Below are 18972 nucleotides of genomic sequence, written 5' to 3' on the forward strand. Positions count from 1 at the left end.
GGCCGTGTGCGGCGGGTCCGCCGTACACGAGGTGTGTGCGTGACCCCCGCCCCGGAATCCGTACGGCGTCGGGATTGTCGGTGGGGTCCCCCACAATGGAAGCGCGCAGTACGCCTCCGGTTCTCGTCACCGCAGGACCGCACGACACCACCGGAAGGGCGGTGACCATGTCCGTATGGGACGACCTGGTCGGTCAGGACCGGGTGCAGGAGCAGCTCTCGGCTGCCGCCCGTGACGCCGACGTCCTGGTCACCGCGACGGCCCAGGGCGAGCCCGTGCCCCCGGGCTCGAAGATGACGCACGCCTGGCTGTTCACCGGACCGCCCGGCTCCGGCAGGTCCACCGCCGCCCGGGCGTTCGCCGCCGCCCTGCAGTGCACCAGCCCCGACCGGGCCATGGGCGGGGCCCCCGGCTGCGGGTTCTGCGACGGCTGCCACACCAGCCTCGTCGGCACCCACGCCGACGTCGAGGTGATCCGCACGGACCTGCTCTCCATCGGTGTGAAGGAGACCCGTGAGCTGGTACGCCGCGCCCAGCTCTCGCCCGCCGTCGGCCGGTGGCAGGTCATCGTCCTGGAGGACGCCGACCGCCTGACCGAGGGCGCCGGGAACGTCCTCCTCAAGGCCGTGGAGGAGCCCGCCCCGCGCACGGTGTGGCTGCTCTGCGCGCCCTCGCTGGAGGACGTGCTGCCCACGATCCGCTCCCGCTGCCGCCACCTCACGCTGGGTACGCCCCCGGTGGAGGCGGTGGCGGACGTCCTCATCCGCCGCGACGGCATCGACCCCGAGCGCGCGCACGCCGCGGCCCGCGCCACCCAGGGGCACATCGGCCGCGCCCGCAGGCTCGCGACGGACGAGCGGGCGCGGGCCCGCCGGGCCGCCGTGCTCAAGGTGCCGCTGCGCGTCGCGGACGTGGGCGGCTGCCTCAAGGCGGCGCAGGAGCTGATCGACACGGCCGCCGAGGACGCCAAACAGGTCGCCGAGGAGGTCGACGTCAAGGAGACCGAGGAGATGAAGGCGGCGCTCGGCGCGGCGGCGGGCGGCCGGATGCCGCGCGGCACGGCGGGCGTGATGAAGGAGCTGGAGGACAAGCAGAAGCGACGCAAGACGCGTACCCAGCGCGACAGCCTCGACCTCGCCCTCTCCGACCTCACCGCTTTCTACCGCGATGTGCTGGCCCTCCAGATGGGCTCGCGGATCGCCCTCGCCAACACCGACGCCCAGGACGCGCTCGACCGGATCGCCGAGTCGTCCGCGCCCGCGCAGACCCTTCGCCGTATCGAGGCGGTGATCGCCTGCCGCCGCGCGCTCGACCGGAACGTGGCGCCGCTGCTGGCGGTGGAGGCGATGACGATGGCCCTGCGCGCGGGCTGAGGGGAGGGGCGCGGGCGGTTCCGTACGGCCCGAGGCGGCACAGGCTCGCCGCCCCCGGCGGCACGTCCGCGCGCTCCCTTTGCGCCTGCCTGGCCGCTCCACCTCCCCTTCACCCGAATGAGGAGGAAATCGGACGACTCGTCACTGGGCGACTACGCTCCGGGCATGGAATCCAGGCGCCTGCTCCACACCCTCGCCATCGCCCTCGGCACTGCCGGCCTGCTCGTCTCCGGTTGCACGAGCGGTGGTTCGACGCCCAGCGCGTCCGCCGTCGGCTCCTCGGCGACCGTCTCGGCCGAGGACCTCGCCCCGTACTACGCGCAGAAGCTGAAGTGGGGGGAGTGCGGCGTCGAAGGCTTCCAGTGCGCGACGATGAAGGCGCCGAAGAACTACGGGAAGCCGGGTGACGGGGACGTCGATCTGGCCGTCTCCCGGAAGAAGGCGACCGGGCCGGGCGAGCGGATCGGCTCCCTCCTGGTGAACCCGGGCGGCCCCGGCGGTTCGGCCATCGAGTACCTCCAGGGGTACGCGGCCCTCGGCTACCCCGCGCAGGTCCGGGCCCGGTACGACATGGTCGCCGTCGACCCCCGCGGAGTGGCCCGCAGCGAGCCCGTCGAATGCCTGACCGGCAAGGAGATGGACGCGTTCACCCAGGTCGACCTGACGCCGGACGACGCGGCGGAGATCGACAAGCTGAGCGCGGCCTTCCAGAAGTTCGCCGACGGCTGCGAGAAGCGCTCCGGTGAGATCCTCCCGTACGTCTCCACCGTCGACTCGGCCCGCGACATGGACATCCTGCGCGAGATCCTCGGCGACGAGAAGCTGCACTACGTGGGCGCCTCGTACGGCACCTACCTGGGCGCGACCTACGCCGACCTGTTCCCCGACCGGGTGGGGCGCCTCGTCCTGGACGGGGCTCTGGACCCGTCGCTGCCCGCCGTCGACGTGAACCGCGACCAGACGGCCGGCTTCGAGGGCGCCTTCGAGTCCTTCGCGGCGGACTGCGTGGAGCAGAAGGACTGCCCGCTGGGCACGGGGAGCACGGCCGACGCGGCGGCGGAGCTGAAGCAGCTCTTCGAGGAGCTGGACGCCAAGCCGGTCCCGACCGGGGAGGACCGGAAGCTGGGTGAGTCCCTCGCGACCACCGGCGTGATCGCCGCCATGTACGACGAGTCCGCCTGGCCCCAGCTGCGCGAGGCCATCGCGGGCGCCCAGCACGGCGACGGCTCCGGCCTGCTCGCCCTCTCCGACAGCTACTACGAGCGCTCGCCCGACGGCTCGTACGCCAACCTCATGTACGCCAACTACGCGGTGAACTGCCTCGACCTGCCCGCCGCCTTCTCCGACACCTCGGCCGTGGAGAAGGCCGTCCCGAGCTTCGAGAAGGCCTCCCCGGTCTTCGGCAAGAACTTCGCGTGGGCGGCCCTGAACTGCGCGTACTGGCCGGTCGACCCCACCGGCACCCCGCACGCGACCCACGCGAAGGGCGCCGACCCCATCCTCGTCGTCGGCACCACCCGCGACCCGGCCACCCCGTACAAGTGGGCCGTCTCCCTCGCCGACCAGCTCACCTCCGGCACCCTGCTCACCTACGACGGCGACGGCCACACCGCGTACGGCCGCGGCAGCGACTGCATCGACACGGCGATCAACCGGTACCTGCTGGAGGGCACCGTCCCGAAGGACGGGACGAAGTGCAGCTGAGCCGGTCCTGATCCGGCTCTGATCCGGCCCTGACCCGGTTCCGGCCCGTCGTCGGCCGACCGGCCACCCTGCCTGCCGCCGACCCGCTGCGGCCCTCCCCGCAGGGCCGCCCTGACCTGCGGGGAGGGCCCCCGGGGCGGGTGGTACGGAGCACTCCCGGAAACTGTGTAGACTTGGCCCCGCTGCTGATCGCACCATGGTGCGACAGGGCGTGCCGCCTTAGCTCAGTTGGCCAGAGCAACGCACTCGTAATGCGTAGGTCTCGGGTTCGAATCCCGAAGGCGGCTCGGAATTGCCCCAGGACTCACTCGCCGTGACCTGGGGCTTTTTCTTTTCCTTTGCCTTGTGCTGCAGTGGCGGTTCAGTACGAGAACCGTGGCTGAGGTGGCCGGTGGACAATCGGTGGACACGCGTGCAGTGGGTGTGCGGGACGGTGGATGGGCGAGCGTGCGGGAAGCGGGCCATCGAGTCGGTGAAGATAAGGCTGGAGGACGGTGCACTTTGGCCCGCCGACGGCGTGGCGGTTGGGTGGTTCCCACAAGTGGCGCACTCACAAGAGGACGAGTCTCGGGTGCGCCCGCCTCACTGCCGACCGGTGCGCTGCATGTAGGAGGGGCCCGAAACTCGCTTTGTAGGTCGGATGTCACAGCCAGGCCCTAGGGTGGGTTGGTTGTCACGGGACGCATGTCTTGTGGGACGTGCAGTAAGAGGAGAAACGAGAGTGGCACAGCTCACGTTGCCGCAGCTGGAGCGGCATCTGTACGCCGCCGCAGATATCTTGCGCGGCAAGATGGACGCGGCGCAGTACCAGGACTACATCTTCGGAATGCTGTTCCTGAAGCGCGCCTCCGACCAGTTCGACGTGGCGCAGTTGGCGCTGGTTAAGAAGCTCGTCGCGGAGGGGAAAAGCCAGGAGCAGGCGGAACGGATCTCCGAGGCTCGAGGTGCCTACAAGGCCCATGAGTTCTACGTCCCGCAGGAGTCCCGCTGGTCCACGATCGTCGGCAAGTCCCGGACTGAGCCGGCCGAGGCCCTGAACGTGGCGCTTGCTCAGCTGGAGAATCACAACCACCAGGCGCTCGACGGGGTGCTCTCGTACATCAGCTTCACCGAGTCCCGCGGTGGCAACACCAAGCTGACTAAGCCGGTCATCCAGCAGCTCATCGACCACTTCAGCGAGTACCGGCTCAGCAACGAAGATTTCGAGTTCCCCGATCTCCTTGGCTATGCCTACGAGTACCTGATCGGCGAGTTCGCCGACGAGGGCGGTAAAAAGGGTGGCCAGTTCTACACCCCGCGCTCGGTCATCCGAATGATGAACCAGTTGGTCAAGCCGCAGTCAGGAATGTCCGTCTACGACCCGTGCTGTGGTTCGGCCGGCATGCTGATCCTCGCCAAGGAGTACGTGCAAGACCACGGCGGCGACGAGTCTCACCTGTCGGTGTACGGACAGGAAGACAACGGCAGCGCCTGGGCGATGGCCCGGATGAACCTGCTAATGCATGGCGTAGCCGACGGTGTCATCCACCACGGCGACACCCTCGCCGATCCGCAGCATGTGCAAGGCGGGCAGCTCCAGCGCTTCGACCGCATTCTTACCAACCCGCCGTTCGCGCAGAACTACCGGCGGGCGGGCATGAAGTTTGCTGAGCGGATGGGGTATGGCTGGACGCCTGAGTCAGGCAAGAAGGCTGACCTCATGTTCATCCAGCACGTGCTGGCAGTGCTGGAGGCGGACGGCATCGCGGCTTCCGTCATGCCGCACGGGGTGTTGTTCCGGGGCGGTGAAGAGCAGAAGATCCGCCGACAGGTCATCGAGGAAGGCCGGCTGGAAGCCGTCATCAGCATCGGCCCCAATGTTTTCTACGGAACTGGGATTCCGGCATGCATCCTTGTCCTGCGTGGCCGTGATGGCGCGCCTGAGGGCCGGCGCGATGGCGTGCTCTTCATCAACGCGGATCGAGAGGTCACCGCCGGACGCACACAGAACCTGCTGGAGGCTCAGCACGCGGAGAAAATCGTCTCCGCGTACGAGGGGTGGCGCGAAATCGCCGGATTTGCTCGCGTCGTGAATTTTGCTGAGCTAGCGAAGAATGACTACAACCTCAACATTCGTCGCTATGTGGACAACACGCCCGCGCCGGAGCCGCAGGACGTGCGAGCGCATCTGTACGGAGGCGTGCCGAGGAGCGAGATCGCAGCGCGCAAAGCGCAGTTCGAGGCATTCGGTATCGAGCCCGAAGGGGCGCTTTTCCGGCTGCGGGACGGTGATCTCGAGTACGTCGACTTCTTGAGTGAGGGGTACGCGGCGACGGCGGCGCGGATTCCGGAGCTCGCGCAGGAACGAGAAGTTGTCCTCGGGCGGGCGTTCCACGCGTGGTGGCGCGAACACCGCGAGCAGCTCGCGAAGCTGCCCGTGCATCAGCAGAAGTCGCAGACGCGCGAGGAACTGCTCACTACCTTCGTGGCAGCACTGAAGCCTGTGGGTGTATTGGACCGATATCAGCTGGCGGGAGCGGTCGCCGCCTGGTGGTTCGATGCGAAGAACGACCTCGACGTGCTGATGGCGAAAAATTTCAAGGGTCTGATCGATGGCTGGGTCCGCAGTATTGCCTCGGCATTCGAGGAGCCCTCGGTCAAGGCCGATGCCAAGACGAAGGCCCGCTATCGGGCCGCGATGCGCAAGGCCCGCGAGCACCGGCTGGTCCCGGAGCTGATCCCTGAGTACGTGAAACAACTGGAGACAGCTGAAGCGCTGGTTGCGAAGCTGGACGCAGAGGTGAAGGCGGGATCCCCGCCGAAGAAGACTTCCAAGGCAGGCCAAGGAGGCGGAGAGGGTGAGGACGACGAGGAAGAGCTCGACCTGTCTCGGGTTCTGCCCCCCAAGCAGCTGGCCGCGCTGAAGAAGGAGCAGCGGGAGGCAAAGCTCGAACTCACCTTCATCAAGGCGTCGTTTGTGACCAAACTCAGTGAAGCGGCGAAGGAGTTGACTCCCGCCCAGGCGCAGGAAGTCGTCCTCGGATTTTTGAACGCTGACCTGTATGCCCGCATGACCCGCTTCGTCACTGCCGACCGCCTGGCCCTAGTGAACGCCTTCCGTAGGTGGGGCGAGAAATACGCTGTGACCATGGCGGATCTAGACCAGGAACGCGAAGCTTCGGCCAAGCGCCTCCGGGGGTACCTGGAGGAGCTTGGCTATGTGTGATGCCTGGAAGAGGGTTGCCTTGGGGGATGTCCTCCGACTGCGTTCCGAGCGCAGGCACTCGGTGACGACCCTGCTATCGGTAACTGCTGATCGAGGTGTAATTCGGCAGAGCGAGAGCGGTCGGCGGGATTCATCGAGTGCAGATAAGTCACTGTACTGGGATGTCCATCCTGGTGATGTTGTGTACAACACCATGCGTATGTGGCAGGGCGTCTCTGGTGTCGCGGGCGAGGGAGGAATCGTCAGTCCCGCGTACACGGTGTGCGAACCGGTAGGAGAGGTGAACAGTAGGTTTCTCGGGTGGCTCCTAAAAGACCCGAAGCTCGTGGTGAAGTTCTTGAACCGTTCCCAAGGGCTCGTCAGCGACACGTGGAATCTGAAATACAGTGAATTCGAGAAGATCGATATCGATATCCCGCCGTTGCCGGAACAGCAACGGATTGCGGAGATCCTTGACGAGGTCGACGCGCAGATTCGACTAACGCTTAACGAGGCGCAAAAGGTTGGCGCGGCTCGCAATTCCGGCCTTCGGCACATGCTGGACGAACCCCTAAAATCTCTTGCAGAAGCTGAGGTTTCTCAAGTAGACAGTCTTGTTGGAATGGCTTCGGGGAAGTTTCAGTTCGTGCTCTTGGGGGACCTTATTCAGTCCATCGAGGCAGGGAATAGTCCAGATCTTGAGGGCAAGCCCGCAGGGGAGGGACAGTGGGGATTTCTGAAGGTCAGTGCAGTAGGGCGAGACGGGTTCCGAGAGGAAGAGAACAAGCGGCTAGATGATACGAGTTTGATTGATCCGTCGATTGAAGTGCGGCCTGGCGACTTGTTGATTACTCGGGCGAACACGCCTGATCTCGTGGGAATGGCGTGCGTGGTGGAGCAGACCCGCCCTGGGCTCATGCTCTGCGATAAGACGTTGCGCCTCAATCTGCGCGCCGGCGCGGGATCACCTGAGTTCCTCAGCGACCTGCTGCGTCTTCCAGAGGTGCGTCGGCAGATCGAAGTGGCTGCTACCGGGACAAGTAGCAGCATGAAAAACATCAGTCAGGAATCGATTAAGAATTTGGTCATCCCATGGGGAGCAGTTGATGTTCGGGCGGAGTCCATGAAGCTGGCTTCTGGTTTCAAGGAGAAAAGGGCCAATTTTCTCAAGGATGTCGTCAAGTTGCGTTCTGTGAAAAAGGCACTCATGGACGATCTGCTTTCCGGCAAGATCCGGGTAACCGCCCCCGCATAGCTCACCCGTTCCCGCGTACGCTGACTGAAGGAGATCGCCCTGATGTCCGGCCCCGAGTACAAGTACGTTGAAGCCCCACTGATCGCTCAGCTCACCCACCGCACCATGGGTTGGCGGCACGTAGTGGGGATCCAGGGCGCGGAGTTGCAAGCGCCAGGCGCAGATCCGTACATCCGCCATGGGGCGGACAGCGCGCTGCTCACCGGAATCCTCCGGCGTCAATTGGACCGGCTGAACCGGACGCCGAACGGGACGGCGTGGCTGGACGACGCCCGCGTGGCCGTTGCGATCTCTGCGCTCAGCAAGGGCGGTGCACCCGGCGGCGGGCTCATAGCGGCTAATGAGGCATCAACTCAAGCTCTGATCGAAGGCGTCGCCGTCCCTGGCGTCGACGGCTGGGACGGGGGTAGGGCGCAGAAGGTTCGGTTCGTCGATTGGGAGACACCGGAGAACAACGACTTCCTTGTCGTCTCTCAATTCCCGATGACGATCCCGGGTGCGCGGGACGATCACGGCAAGCCCAGGAAACTCATTGCCGATCTTGTGCTGTTCGTCAACGGCATTCCGTTGGTCGTTATCGAGTGTAAGAAGCTCAAAGCCGGGCAGGGCGATGCGCACAAGGCGATCCAGCAGTTGCGCCGATACGCCAATCAGAGGCGTGATTCGTTCGTGCCCGAAGGTAGCGAACAGCTGTTCCGTACAGTGCAGTTGACTATCGCAACGACTGGGGACACCGCTCTGCTGGGCACGTTCACCTCTCGCCCCCAGGACTACGTGGTCTGGCGGGATGCGCATCCCCTCGACACGGAGCGAGTAGCAGGAACGACGTTCCACAAGCATGACGCCTTTGCCGGCGCCCAAAAGGTTCTCGCGGCAGGGGTGCTTCACCCGCACCGCTTGCTTGACATCGTGCGGAACTTCGTTGTCTTCAAGGATGTCGAGGTATCCGAAGGGCGAACTGCCCGGGTGAAGATTGGTCCGCGCTACCAGCAGTATCGAGCCGTCCATAAGGCGGTGGAGCGGTTGCTAACGGGCGAGACCAAACAGGTCCACGGCAAGGATGACCAGCGCGGTGGCATCGTCTGGCACACCCAGGGCTCGGGTAAGTCGCTGACCATGGTGTTCCTGGTGCGCAAGCTCCGTTCTACTCCTGGCCTGGGTCATTTCAAGATCGTCATTGTCACCGACCGAAGGCAGCTCCAGAAGCAGCTCGCCGAAACAGCCGAGCTTGCAGGCGAAAAGCCGGATGTCATCACTCGCGCGTCCGAGGTGCCGAAGGTCCTTGCTCTGGAGAACGCCGGCCTGGTCTTTGTCATGATCCAGAAGCAGCAGGACGCGGAGAAGGCCCGGCAGAACGCCGCGGACTCCCTTGCCCACGAAGGCACTCCCGGCTGGGGCTTGATCAACAACCGGGATGGCATCCTCATCCTGGTCGACGAGGCACACCGCTCCCACGGTTCTGCCCTCCACCAGAACCTCATGGAGTCCCTGCCCAACGCAGCCCGGATCGGCTTCACCGGTACCCCGATCATCATGAACCGCCGCAAGCTCACCACGACGACGTTCGGTGAGTTCATCGACACCTACCGCCTCAAGGACGCCGAGGACGACGGCGCCATCGTGCCCATCTACTACGAAGGCCACATCGCCAAAGGCGCGGTCAACGAGGGCGAGACCTTGGACGAGGCGTTCGAGGAGGAGTTTGAAGAACTCACCGATGACCAGTACGACGAACTCCAGAAGCGGTACGCCAAGTCCTCGGCTGTCCTCAACGCTGACGACATGATCCGGCGTAAGGCGCGCCACATGCTGCGCCACTACGTCGAAGGGGCCATGAAGGAAGGCTTCAAGGCACAGGTCGTCGCTCATTCGCGTGGCATCGCGGTGCGTTACCGGGAAGCCCTGTGCGACGCACGTGACGAACTGGTCGCCGAAGTAGAGAAGGCTGCCAAGTCCCCTGCCCGCACTCTCGGCAAGGCCCAGGACCTGCTGGCGGAGGACCGTACCCCTAAGCAGCGACTTCTCGTCTCCGCCCACAAGCAGCTTGCGCTGCTCAAGGTCATCGACTTCGTGCCGGTGATCTCCCCCGATTCCGAGGACGACCCGGCATGGGCATCCTGGTCCGACGGGAACGCTCAGGAGAACGCCATCACGGCGTTCCGTAGCCCCTTCCCCAACCCCGCGGACCTCACCGCGGAATCCTCCAAGCCGGTGGCCATCCTCATCGTTCGCACCATGCTGCTTACCGGTTTTGACGCCCCTATAGAGCAGGTCATGTACCTGGATCGCCGGATGCGTGAGGCTGAACTCCTCCAGGCCGTCGCCCGTGTGAACCGCACCTACGGGGAGAAAAAGCAGGCTGGCTTCGTTGTCGATTACGCGGGCGTCTCCAGAGCCCTCCTCGACGCGATGGCCGCTTACGCCTCCGACGAGGCGGAGGGCGGTACCGTCAAAATCGAGGTCGAGGAGAACAAACTTGAGCACCAGTACGACGCGCTCCGCCACCATCTCGGCCTTACTCGAGAACTGATCGACCCCGCTGACACTGCCGCCGTGCATCGGCTGGTGGACACTCTGGAGGATGAGGAACGGCGGATCACCTACCGCAAGCTCCTTCGAGCCTTCCTGAACACCTTTGACCTCCTCCTGCCACGCGAAGCCACCCGCCGCTATCAGCGGCCAGCCAAGCTCTTTGGGTTCATCGCCCAGGTGGCGAAACAGCGGTTCAGCGAGGAGGAGGACGGCTTCGACCCGGCCGCGTACGGTGAGCGAGTCGCAGAGTTGATCAACGAGCACGTCAAGGCCCTGGGCGTGGAACGCGCGATAGAACCCACCCGGCTGACCTCCGACGATTTCCGCACGAAGGTCGAGCAACTGCCGAGCTCCCGCGCTAAGGCGTCGATGATGGCCCACGCCGTCCGTAACCACATCGAACTCCACTTTCAGGAGAATCCTGTTGCCTACAACAGGCTCCGTGAACGCCTAGAAGAAATTCTCAAGAAGTACGCGGAAGACTGGGCCCAGCAGCTCGAAGCCTTCGAGAACCTCTCCCAGAAGACGCAGGATGTCGCCGAGGGGCGTGATTCGGGCCTCCCGGAGGACGTGCGTAGTCTCAGTAAGCTAGAACAGGCCGTGTATCAGCAGCTGACCGCTGTCGTCACAGACGGGGTCATTACCGACGAGGCGCGGCTGGACCTGATCGGGCTGACGCGCGAAGTACGTGCTGTTGCCGTGCGGCACAGCGCGCGCAAGGACTTGTTCTACAACACGGCCGCGCTCCACGATCTCCAGAGCGACATCTGGATGCTTCTCGCCGTGAACGACCGCACGCATCCCGCGGTCGACAGTCTCGCGCCTGCGGTGCGAGAGATCATCCAGCACAACAAGAAGGACTTGTAACCCTTCATGCATGACACCGTGGCTGAACCGCTGGAAGTGGGGGGGCTGGTCATCAATGTCCACCCAGTACCCGGACGTACGAGTGTCCGGGTCACGGTGGAACGCGACGCCCGCATCGTCGCGGCTGTGCCGCCCGGCGCGGATCGCGAGGCCCTCGAAGGTCTGATCCGCACCCGTCTGCCCTGGCTCTACGCCAATGTTCGCGACCGTGAGGTGGATGTAGAGCAGCGCCCGCGCCGCCGGTTCGTCGATGGGGAGGGTTTCTACTACTTGGGGCGCAGCTACCGGCTCAAGACCGTTGATGAAGCTCCCCGCCCGGTGGCCCTGGCGGAAGGCAGGCTCAGGTTGCGACGTGGCCATGAGGGATCAGCTGGCGACGCATTGGTGGCCTGGTACGCGGAGCGGGGTAGGCAATGGCTTCCCCAGCGTCTGCACCCTTGGGCAGACTGCCTCGAAGCTCCGCCCGCTGACCTAGTGGTCCGCCCCCTCGGTTACCGCTGGGGGTCCTGCTCGGATCGGGGCGCCCTTAACATCCACTGGGCGGTTATGCAGCTTCCCGCCGCACTCGTGGACTATGTGCTGGTGCACGAGCTGGCCCACCTGCATGAGCCGAACCACTCACCGAACTTCTGGCGGATGGTGGCCCGAGCTCTTCCCGACTACGAAAATCGGCGGCAGAGGTTGGAGGGTTGGGGAGCCGGAGTGTGGCTGCCTGCCGATGATGTGTCATCTTGAGCTAACGGGGCGGGCAGTTCGAGCTCTTGGAGGCCATAACCTGCCGGCCGACATCTGATGGAGATCGGCTGGCCGGGATATCGCTACACACCGCCTGACACGGCCCTGTTCTCGTATAGCTACGGCGAACGGACATATAGCTCTGAGTAGCTGCCGTAACCCTCGTTTCTCCGCTCTGGCCGCCTCGTTGAACTGGATGAGTGGCGGCGAGGGGTGGGGTGAATGAATCACTAAGGCAGGTGCCGGAGGATCGCTCGGTACGCGGGCCCTTCCATGTAGTCGTCGTCGGGGGCAACCCGGTCGACCTTGGGCGGACCGTATGGGGGTTCCAACGTGTCGAACCACGGCGTCCGGGGGTCGACGTATACGGTCCCGTGTTCGGGGAACTGGTCGGCGGTGATGTCGACGACAAGGCCCTCCCGCTCTGCCCAGGCGTGGGTCTCGTGCGGGTTCTCCCTTTTGCCGCAGGCATACAACCAGCCGTGCAGACCCCGCTCGGCGAGGTAGGTGCACAGCATGACCGTGGCCGCGCCGCAGCTCCCCTGAGGGAAGTCCCGGAACCCTGGGCGTGGTGCGTCGAAGTCGCTGGCCTGCTTGGCGTCCTCGATGGCGCGGCGGAAATGCATGGCCTCCAGCAGCACCTGATCTTCGTACGAAGCCATGGCCGGAACCTACCTGGTGCGGTGAGAGGCAGCGTGTAGGCGCTCAGGCGGCCCTTACGTAACCTACGGCCGCTTGAGTGGGGTGCGTCCGCAGTCGATCGCTTCGGCGGCCTCGTTCTCGTCGTAGCTCGTGGTGCCTTGGCCGTGGCAGTCCTCGCAGGTATCCCACACGAGGGAGTAGCCGTCGGGTGCTTCGTCGTCTTCCTGGCCGACCTGGATGGATCCTTCACCGTCGCATTCGAGGCAGTCGAAGACGTACTCGCCGGGTTCCAGCGCCAGTTCGTCGGCCCACGCCTCGAAGTCGTCGACATTGGTGTTGGGCGCGCTCGAGCGGGCGCGGGCCAGGACGGCGATCCCTCCGGCGAGCGCCGCCATCGCGCCGACGGCCACGGCTGCCCGGCCCATGGGGCCGAGGCGGTCCCAGCGGGCGGTGATACGTCGGCGCAGCGGCGGTCTGGTCTCGGCGTCGTCTGCTGGCTTCTGTGGTCCGTCGGTCATCGTGTGCCCTCGAGTGAAGTGGAGTAGTGGCAAGGGGCGTTCAGTGTGGCAGGAGCGCGGCCGCGATAGGGCGGGAATGCCGGGAGCCCGGCTACAGCTACGCGGCCGCAGCCCCGTGTAGTTACTCAGCGCTAGACGTCGGTTCGCGTAGCTAAATGAGAACAGGGCCGACCTGCACGGATGGCTGGTTTGTAGCGCTTCGAGTCACCCAGGTGCCCCATGGCCAGAGCTCTGCACCAGCAGCGCGCCCCCTCTGAACTGCGCGAACGTCATGCCCAGAGTGGCCAACTGGGCGGCTCAGTCACAAGTCGTCCGCGTCGATCCGCGTGGCTAGTTGCCCTTGAAATCGAATATCCGATCCAATAGTCGCTATGCGTCCGTACGACTTTCCACCTGACCTTCTACGTGACCAGACCGCCTGTTACGGCACCTACCGGCAGCTCACGGACGGTGCCCCAGCCGCCAGCCCGACCGAAGGCTGCCGCCTGCTGGAGCTGTCGGCCCGAATCGCCGACCACCCGTTCTGGAGAGGGCCAGCCGGAACCCCGGCTGCCCGGGGAGTCCTGAACGATCCGAAGTGGCTGGAGTGGCGCGACGGCCCAGACTGCCTGTGGCCCGCTCACCGTCCGCGTGCCGCACCACCAGCACCGGGTGGGTCGCGTCATCGGGCGAGGTGGTCGCCGAGAGCGCGTGCAGCAGTTGTGAGAAGCTGACAAGCGCGTCGGACGGAGGGGCCATGTCGGTTCGGGTCGTCCCACGCGCGCAACGGAATGGTCACTGCGAGCCGCCCGGAGGGGCGCTCCGGTGGACGGCCGGTGGACAGACGCCTTTGGACAGTGCAACACGAGGCGGTGCGGGGCAACCTGCTGCACATGCTCTGACCAGCTCAAACGCTACTTCGCAGCACAGTTCGGCAGCGGTTGGCACAAGCCTTCTCGGTCTCGTAATGCGTAGGTCTCGGGTTCGAATCCCGAAGGCGGCTCGGAATTGCCCCAGGACTCACTCGCCGTGACCTGGGGCTTTTTCGTGCCCTGGCTCCCTTGACCCCGTCCGCCACCGCCCAGCGGCTTCGCCGGCCGGGCGGTGGTGGCCGAGTGGTGACCGCGCGTGCAAACGGTCCGTCTGCGTGTTCGCCCGGGGGCGGAGGGCCCTGCCGCGCCACCGTCCTACCGCGCCCCGTCGGCCCCAGCGGCCCTGGCCGGACCGGCCGGCGCCATGCCCGGTCGACGCCCGCGTGCCGGGGCGCGCCGTGCGGTCTCCGGCTGTCGTGCCGGGGCGCGTCGTGGGGGGTTCCGGCTGTAGTGCCGCCGGGCTTCTGCCAGGGTCCAACACTCCCTGTGGTCGGCCGTGTTCGGTCAGGAGCGAATCCCTGGCCCTGCGGGCGGCGGCGTGTTTAGCTCCTCCCACCGGAAAGGCGGGGGCCGAAAAGTCCCGCCGGTCCGGAATTACTGGATAGAGAGGTGATTTCACATGGTGAAGTACTCCAAGCCGACCGCCAAGACGGTCTCGCAGGGCACCATCCTGCGCACCAACTCCTGATCTCAGGAGCATTGGTTGAAGGTGTGCATGCCTTTCCGGAGGCATGCACACCTACCTTTATTTTGTCCCACGCCGGGCGCGCGCGAATGTGAAGGAACGGATATGTGTGGTCTCGCGGGCATCGCCCGGCTTGACGGGCAGAATCTCGGGCCGGGAACCGATTCCCTGCTGAATGAACTCGCCGACATAATGCACCACCGGGGCCCGGACGACCGGGAGTTGCTTCGCAACGGACCGGTGGGTCTGGCGTTCACCCGGCTTTCGCTGGTGGATCCCGCGGACGGCAGTCAGCCGCTGATCAGCGACGACGGCAACCTCGTGCTGATCGCCAATGGCGAGGTCTACAACCACAAGGAGCTCGCCGCCGCCCTTCCTTCGGGCGTCAAGCTCAAGACCGGCTCGGACTGCGAGGTCCTGCTCTACCTCTACCGCCAGCACGGTCTGGACTTCCTCCGTGACGTACGCGGCATGTTCGCCGTCATTCTGTGGGACCGCGCCAAGGGCCAACTGATACTCGCCCGCGACCGGTTCGGCATCAAGCCGCTCTATTACCACCGCAACCGCGAGCGGATCGTGCTGTCCTCGGAGATCAAGGGGCTGTTCGCCGATCCGGCGACGCCCCGCCGATTCCTCTGGGAAGAGGCGCTCGCCAATCCGACGATGGCCGCCGCGCCGAGGTTCACCGCGCCGCAGATGTCCACGTGGTTCGAGGGCGTGGAGAGTGTGCCCGCGGCAACGATTCTCCGCGTCGACCTCCAGGACGGACGGACCACACAGCACCGTTACTGGGAGCTGCCCGCTGAGCAGGACGACGCGGCCGACGCGGACTCGCTCGTGGAGCGCTACGGCGAACTGCTCCGGGAGTCCGTCCGGGAGTGCGCCACGGCCGACACCGAGCTCGGGCTCTTCCTGTCGGGCGGGATCGACTCGGCGAGCGTCCTCGCGTTGGCGCTCTCCGAGGTCGAGGAGGTGCACACGTTCACGGCCCTGTCCGGGGGCACGCGCCTCAACGGAGACGCGGAGCACGCCCACTGGCTCGCCCGTGAACTCGGCGTCCACAACCACCAGGTCGTCTTCGCCCCCGATCACGTGCCCACTCCCGAGGAGTGGACCCGCCTGCTCTGGCTGACCGAGACCCCCATGACCGGCCCGGAGATCTACTACAAGCACGAGCTGCACCGGTTCGCCCGTACCGAGCGCCCGGAGCTGCGTGGCATGCTTCTGGGCGCCGCCAGCGACGAGTTCAACGGCGGATACTCCGACGACGTCGGCGGCGACTGGGACAGGTTCCTGGCCAACCTGAAGGGCATGGACCGGGAGACCCGGCTCGACCAGCGGTCGGGCTTGCGTCCCTGGTGGTCAGGCGGCATGGCGTTGCTCTCGGACGCGGTGCTGGACGACATGCGGGGCGGGGGGACGACGGACGTCTACCGCGCCTACGTCGAGTCCGAGTACCGCAAGGTCCAGCAGTACAACGTGTGGCACGAGGACCGCACCGCGGCCGGCAGCGGCATCGAGGCCCGCGTTCCGTTCCTCGACCACCGACTGGTGGAGCTGAGCGCCTCCGTCCCGGAGCGTCTGCGTCCGCGGCTCCTGTGGGACAAGCGCATTCTGCGCGACTCGGTGAAGTCGCTCCTCCCCGCGAGGATCGCCGAACGGACCAAGGCCCCGTTCTTCTACGGCCCCGGCACCCACTACGCGTACCGCATGCTCGTCGACCTGATGCGGAGCAACGACCACGAACTCGTCGAGCGGGCCCTGTCGGCTCCCGGGGCGGACGTCTACCTCGACGCGGACGCAGTCAGGCAGCAGCTGGCGGGCTACGGCCGCGGTGACACGGACGACGCCTCCGTCGAGCTCCTGATGCGCGTGGTCAACATGGGCCTGCTCTCGGAGCTGGTGGAGCAGCCGCCGATCCTGGAGAAGCTGTCCGCCGGAGCCCCGCGGACCGCACTCCCGACCGGACACGACCCCGTCGCCACGACGGAGGAGCTGTTCGCTCCCGCCCGTGCGTACGACCTCGACCGGATCACCGCACTGGCGGAGGAAGCCCTCCTGCTGTCGGACGAGCGGGGGAACTGGTACCTGACGGATCAGGGGCAGATCGAGTTCGTCCTGGAGGACGGGACTCCGATCCTCGCCGTCCTGCGCCTGGTGGACGGCCGGTCCACCCTGGCCGCGGCCCTCAGCCGGGCGGGTGTGGCCTTCGACGAGGTCAGTGGGGAGCTGGACGCCCTCTTCGAGCAGCGCCTCCTCTCCACCGTCGGCTGAGGGCGGTCCCGTGTACCTGCGCGCATTCAAGGAGCAGTTGCTGAGCGGGCCCGTCGGGGCCCGGCCCCAGGACGGGGAGTACGCCAGCCGCTTCGAACGCTGGGACGCCTTGGCGAGTGTGCGCAGGAGGCCCCGGCGGGAGTTCGAAGGGGAAGAGCCCGGGCGCTTCTTCTTCCCGCCGGAGCTCTACCCCGTGGTGCTGCACCCGATGATCGCCTCCCGGGGGGAGGCCGTGGTCCGGGGGCTGCTGCTGCAACGGCTCTACGACTACCTGGACTTCACGACCGAGCTGGAGAGCCTGGCCGTCATCCCCGTGGCGACCAAGATCAGTCGTGGCCGCTCGGGCCTGAGTCTGCCCGACCGCATGAGGGCGGACGCGCACAAGATAGTCACCGACGAGGCCTGGCACGCCCAGTTCTCCGACGACTTCGCCCGACAGATCACGGCCGCGACGGGTACTCCGCGCCTGGGTGCGGAGGGTTGTGCCGGACCGTCGTTCGTCACGAGACTCGACGAGCTGCGGGAGCGGCTGCCCCATGCCCTCAGGGGGGTGGAGGCCCTGCTCTTCGCGATCGTCAGCGAGACACTGATCTCGGGCATCCTCTCGGACATTCCGAGGGACGACCGGCTGCCCTCCGCGGTGCGGGAACTCGTCCGGGACCACGCCGAGGACGAAGGGCGCCACCATGTGTACTTCCGCTCGGTGCTGAGACACCTGTGGCCCGCGCTGACACCGTCGGAGCGACGCGCGATCGGTCCCCTCGTGCCCGGGGCGATCCACGCGTTCCTCGAACCGGACTACGAGCGGGCCGCGTACCACCTCGGTCGCGTCGGGCTGAGCCGCGACGAGATCGATCAGGTCATCTCCGAGTCCTGGCCGGCTCACCGAGTGCGGCACGACATCTCCGGGGCGGCGTCCCAGCTCACGCGCCACTTCGCCGAAGTGGGCGCGCTCGACGACGTCCGGACACTGGACTCATTCGAAGAGGCAGGGCTCGTCGGCGACGTCCGCGAGTCCGAGAAGGCCGGCTTTGTGCCGAGGGAGGTCACGGCGTGACGACAGAGACAACCGCTGCGCCGGGGCCCGGTGTGGCGCAGGTGTTCTGGAGGTACTGGCTGGCCACGACGGTCAGCGAGGTGGGCTCGGCCATGACCGCCGTGGCCTTGCCCCTCGTGGCGGTGACAGCCCTCAAGGCGACCGCTCTGGAGACGACCCTGCTCGCCGCCACGAGCCAGGTGGCGTGGCTGATCCTCTCCCTGCCCGCCGGTGTCATCGTCCAGCGAGCCCCCCTGCGGGGCTTGCAGGTGGCCTTGGACCTCGTGCGGCTGGTGGCGATCGGCTCCCTGCCCGTGGCCTGGTGGATGGGGCACCTCACCTATCCCCATCTGCTGGTGGCGGCCTTCGTCAGCGGCTTGGCCACCGTGCTCTTCTCCATCGGGAACACGACGTTCCTGCCGGCCATCATCGAGAAGGAGGAGCTGAGCTCCCGGAACAGCCTGATGTCGGGGACCCTCGCGGTCACCCAGACCGGTGGGCCCTCCGTGAGCGGTGTGCTCATCCAGCTCACCGGGCCCGTGGGAGTCCTGGCCATCGACGCCGTCAGCTACCTGGTCTCCGCGATCACCCTGCGGACCCTGCCCGAGCGCAGGCCCCTCGTGCAGCCGCAGGCCAGACCTCTCCAACTGATTCGTGAGGGTTGGAACTTCGTCGTCCGGCACCCCGTCATGCGTCCGGCCGTGATCTACGCGACGTTGGTGAACTTCATGAACGCGGCCCTGGTCGCTCTGACGCCGCTGTACCTGGTGCGGGAGGTGAAGGCGTCGGCCACCGTCGTCGGCCTGGTCATCGCCATGGACGGGGTGGGCGCGCTGCTGGGCTCGGCGGTCGCGACCAAGCTGTCCCGGCGCATCGGTACGGCCCGGGCCATGATCGTGGCCAGCACGTTCGGCGGAGTACTGGCGTTGGCCATTCCCCTGACGACCTCGATGACGAACATCTACTTCTACGGACTCGGCATGGCCGGCTTCTCCTTCGGCGTCGTCATCGGCAGCATCATGGCCAAGACCCACCGGCAGACGGACACGCCTCCGGAACTCCTGTCCCGGGTGATGGCCACGGTCCGCTTCGTCTCGTGGGGCGCACTGCCGGTGGGCGCCGCGCTGAGCGGTGTGCTCGCCTCTGCCGCGGGGCTGAGCACGGCGCTGTGGGTGACGTGCGCGGGTACCCTCGTCGCGCCCCTGTCCCTCCTGCTGTCCCAGGTGGGCCGTCGCCGTGATCTGAGCGACGAGCCCCAGGCCTGACGCGCCCGTCCGGCAGCAGGAATCGATACGTGAACCGGTGAAAGGCCAAGG

Annotated in this window: 11 protein-coding genes and 1 tRNA gene; 10 read left to right on the plus strand and 2 right to left on the minus strand. The window is 66.3% G+C overall.

Annotated features, from left to right (window positions below):
* Positions 1-167 precede the first annotated feature (167 nt).
* From ACFWEE_RS09575 to ACFWEE_RS09605, 7 genes are all read left to right on the plus strand, one after another.
* Entirely contained in the window at positions 168-1373 is a 1206-nt protein-coding gene (locus ACFWEE_RS09575) for a DNA polymerase III subunit delta' (RefSeq protein ID WP_386887906.1), read from the plus strand.
* A 165-nt stretch (positions 1374-1538) separates the two neighbouring features.
* Complete coding sequence (locus ACFWEE_RS09580) at positions 1539-3077, plus strand: alpha/beta hydrolase (protein WP_386887908.1); 1539 nt, start codon at positions 1539-1541, stop codon at positions 3075-3077.
* A gap of 213 nt (positions 3078-3290) precedes the next feature.
* Positions 3291-3364 (plus strand) — tRNA-Thr (locus ACFWEE_RS09585).
* A 434-nt stretch (positions 3365-3798) separates the two neighbouring features.
* Positions 3799-6282, plus strand: a complete 2484-nt coding sequence (locus ACFWEE_RS09590) for an N-6 DNA methylase (RefSeq protein WP_386887910.1) — start codon at positions 3799-3801, stop codon at positions 6280-6282.
* A 181-nt stretch (positions 6283-6463) separates the two neighbouring features.
* Positions 6464-7516 (plus strand): restriction endonuclease subunit S, encoded by a 1053-nt coding sequence (locus ACFWEE_RS09595; RefSeq protein ID WP_386887912.1) that lies wholly within the window; start codon positions 6464-6466, stop codon positions 7514-7516.
* A gap of 42 nt (positions 7517-7558) precedes the next feature.
* Complete coding sequence (locus ACFWEE_RS09600; RefSeq protein WP_386887913.1) at positions 7559-10915, plus strand: type I restriction endonuclease subunit R; 3357 nt, start codon at positions 7559-7561, stop codon at positions 10913-10915.
* Between the two features lie 6 nt (positions 10916-10921).
* Positions 10922-11650 carry a M48 family metallopeptidase gene (locus ACFWEE_RS09605; protein ID WP_386887915.1) on the plus strand — a complete coding sequence of 243 codons (729 nt, stop codon included), beginning with the start codon at positions 10922-10924 and terminating at the stop codon, positions 11648-11650.
* A 230-nt stretch (positions 11651-11880) separates the two neighbouring features.
* Here ACFWEE_RS09605 and ACFWEE_RS09610 read toward each other — a convergent pair whose 3' ends face one another.
* On the minus strand, positions 11881-12312 hold the full coding sequence (locus ACFWEE_RS09610; RefSeq protein ID WP_386887917.1) for a hypothetical protein: 432 nt from the start codon (positions 12310-12312) through the stop codon (positions 11881-11883).
* Between the two features lie 63 nt (positions 12313-12375).
* Complete coding sequence (locus ACFWEE_RS09615) at positions 12376-12810, minus strand: hypothetical protein (protein WP_386887918.1); 435 nt, start codon at positions 12808-12810, stop codon at positions 12376-12378.
* 1641 nt (positions 12811-14451) lie between these two features.
* Here ACFWEE_RS09615 and asnB point away from each other — a divergent pair.
* The 3 genes from asnB to ACFWEE_RS09630 are packed head-to-tail and all read left to right on the plus strand — an operon-like array spanning position 14452 to position 18921.
* Positions 14452-16620 (plus strand): asparagine synthase (glutamine-hydrolyzing), encoded by a 2169-nt coding sequence (asnB, locus tag ACFWEE_RS09620; protein WP_386887920.1) that lies wholly within the window; start codon positions 14452-14454, stop codon positions 16618-16620.
* A 10-nt stretch (positions 16621-16630) separates the two neighbouring features.
* Positions 16631-17677: a diiron oxygenase gene (locus tag ACFWEE_RS09625; RefSeq protein ID WP_386887922.1), complete on the plus strand. Its 1047-nt coding sequence runs from the start codon at positions 16631-16633 to the stop codon at positions 17675-17677.
* Entirely contained in the window at positions 17674-18921 is a 1248-nt protein-coding gene (locus ACFWEE_RS09630) for an MFS transporter (RefSeq protein ID WP_386887923.1), read from the plus strand. The genes ACFWEE_RS09625 and ACFWEE_RS09630 overlap by 4 nt, the downstream gene beginning before the upstream one ends.
* Positions 18922-18972 lie beyond the last annotated feature (51 nt).

The organism is Streptomyces sp. NPDC060184, from assembly GCF_042728795.1.
In the GTDB taxonomy this organism is placed as follows: Bacteria; Actinomycetota; Actinomycetes; order Streptomycetales; family Streptomycetaceae; genus Streptomyces.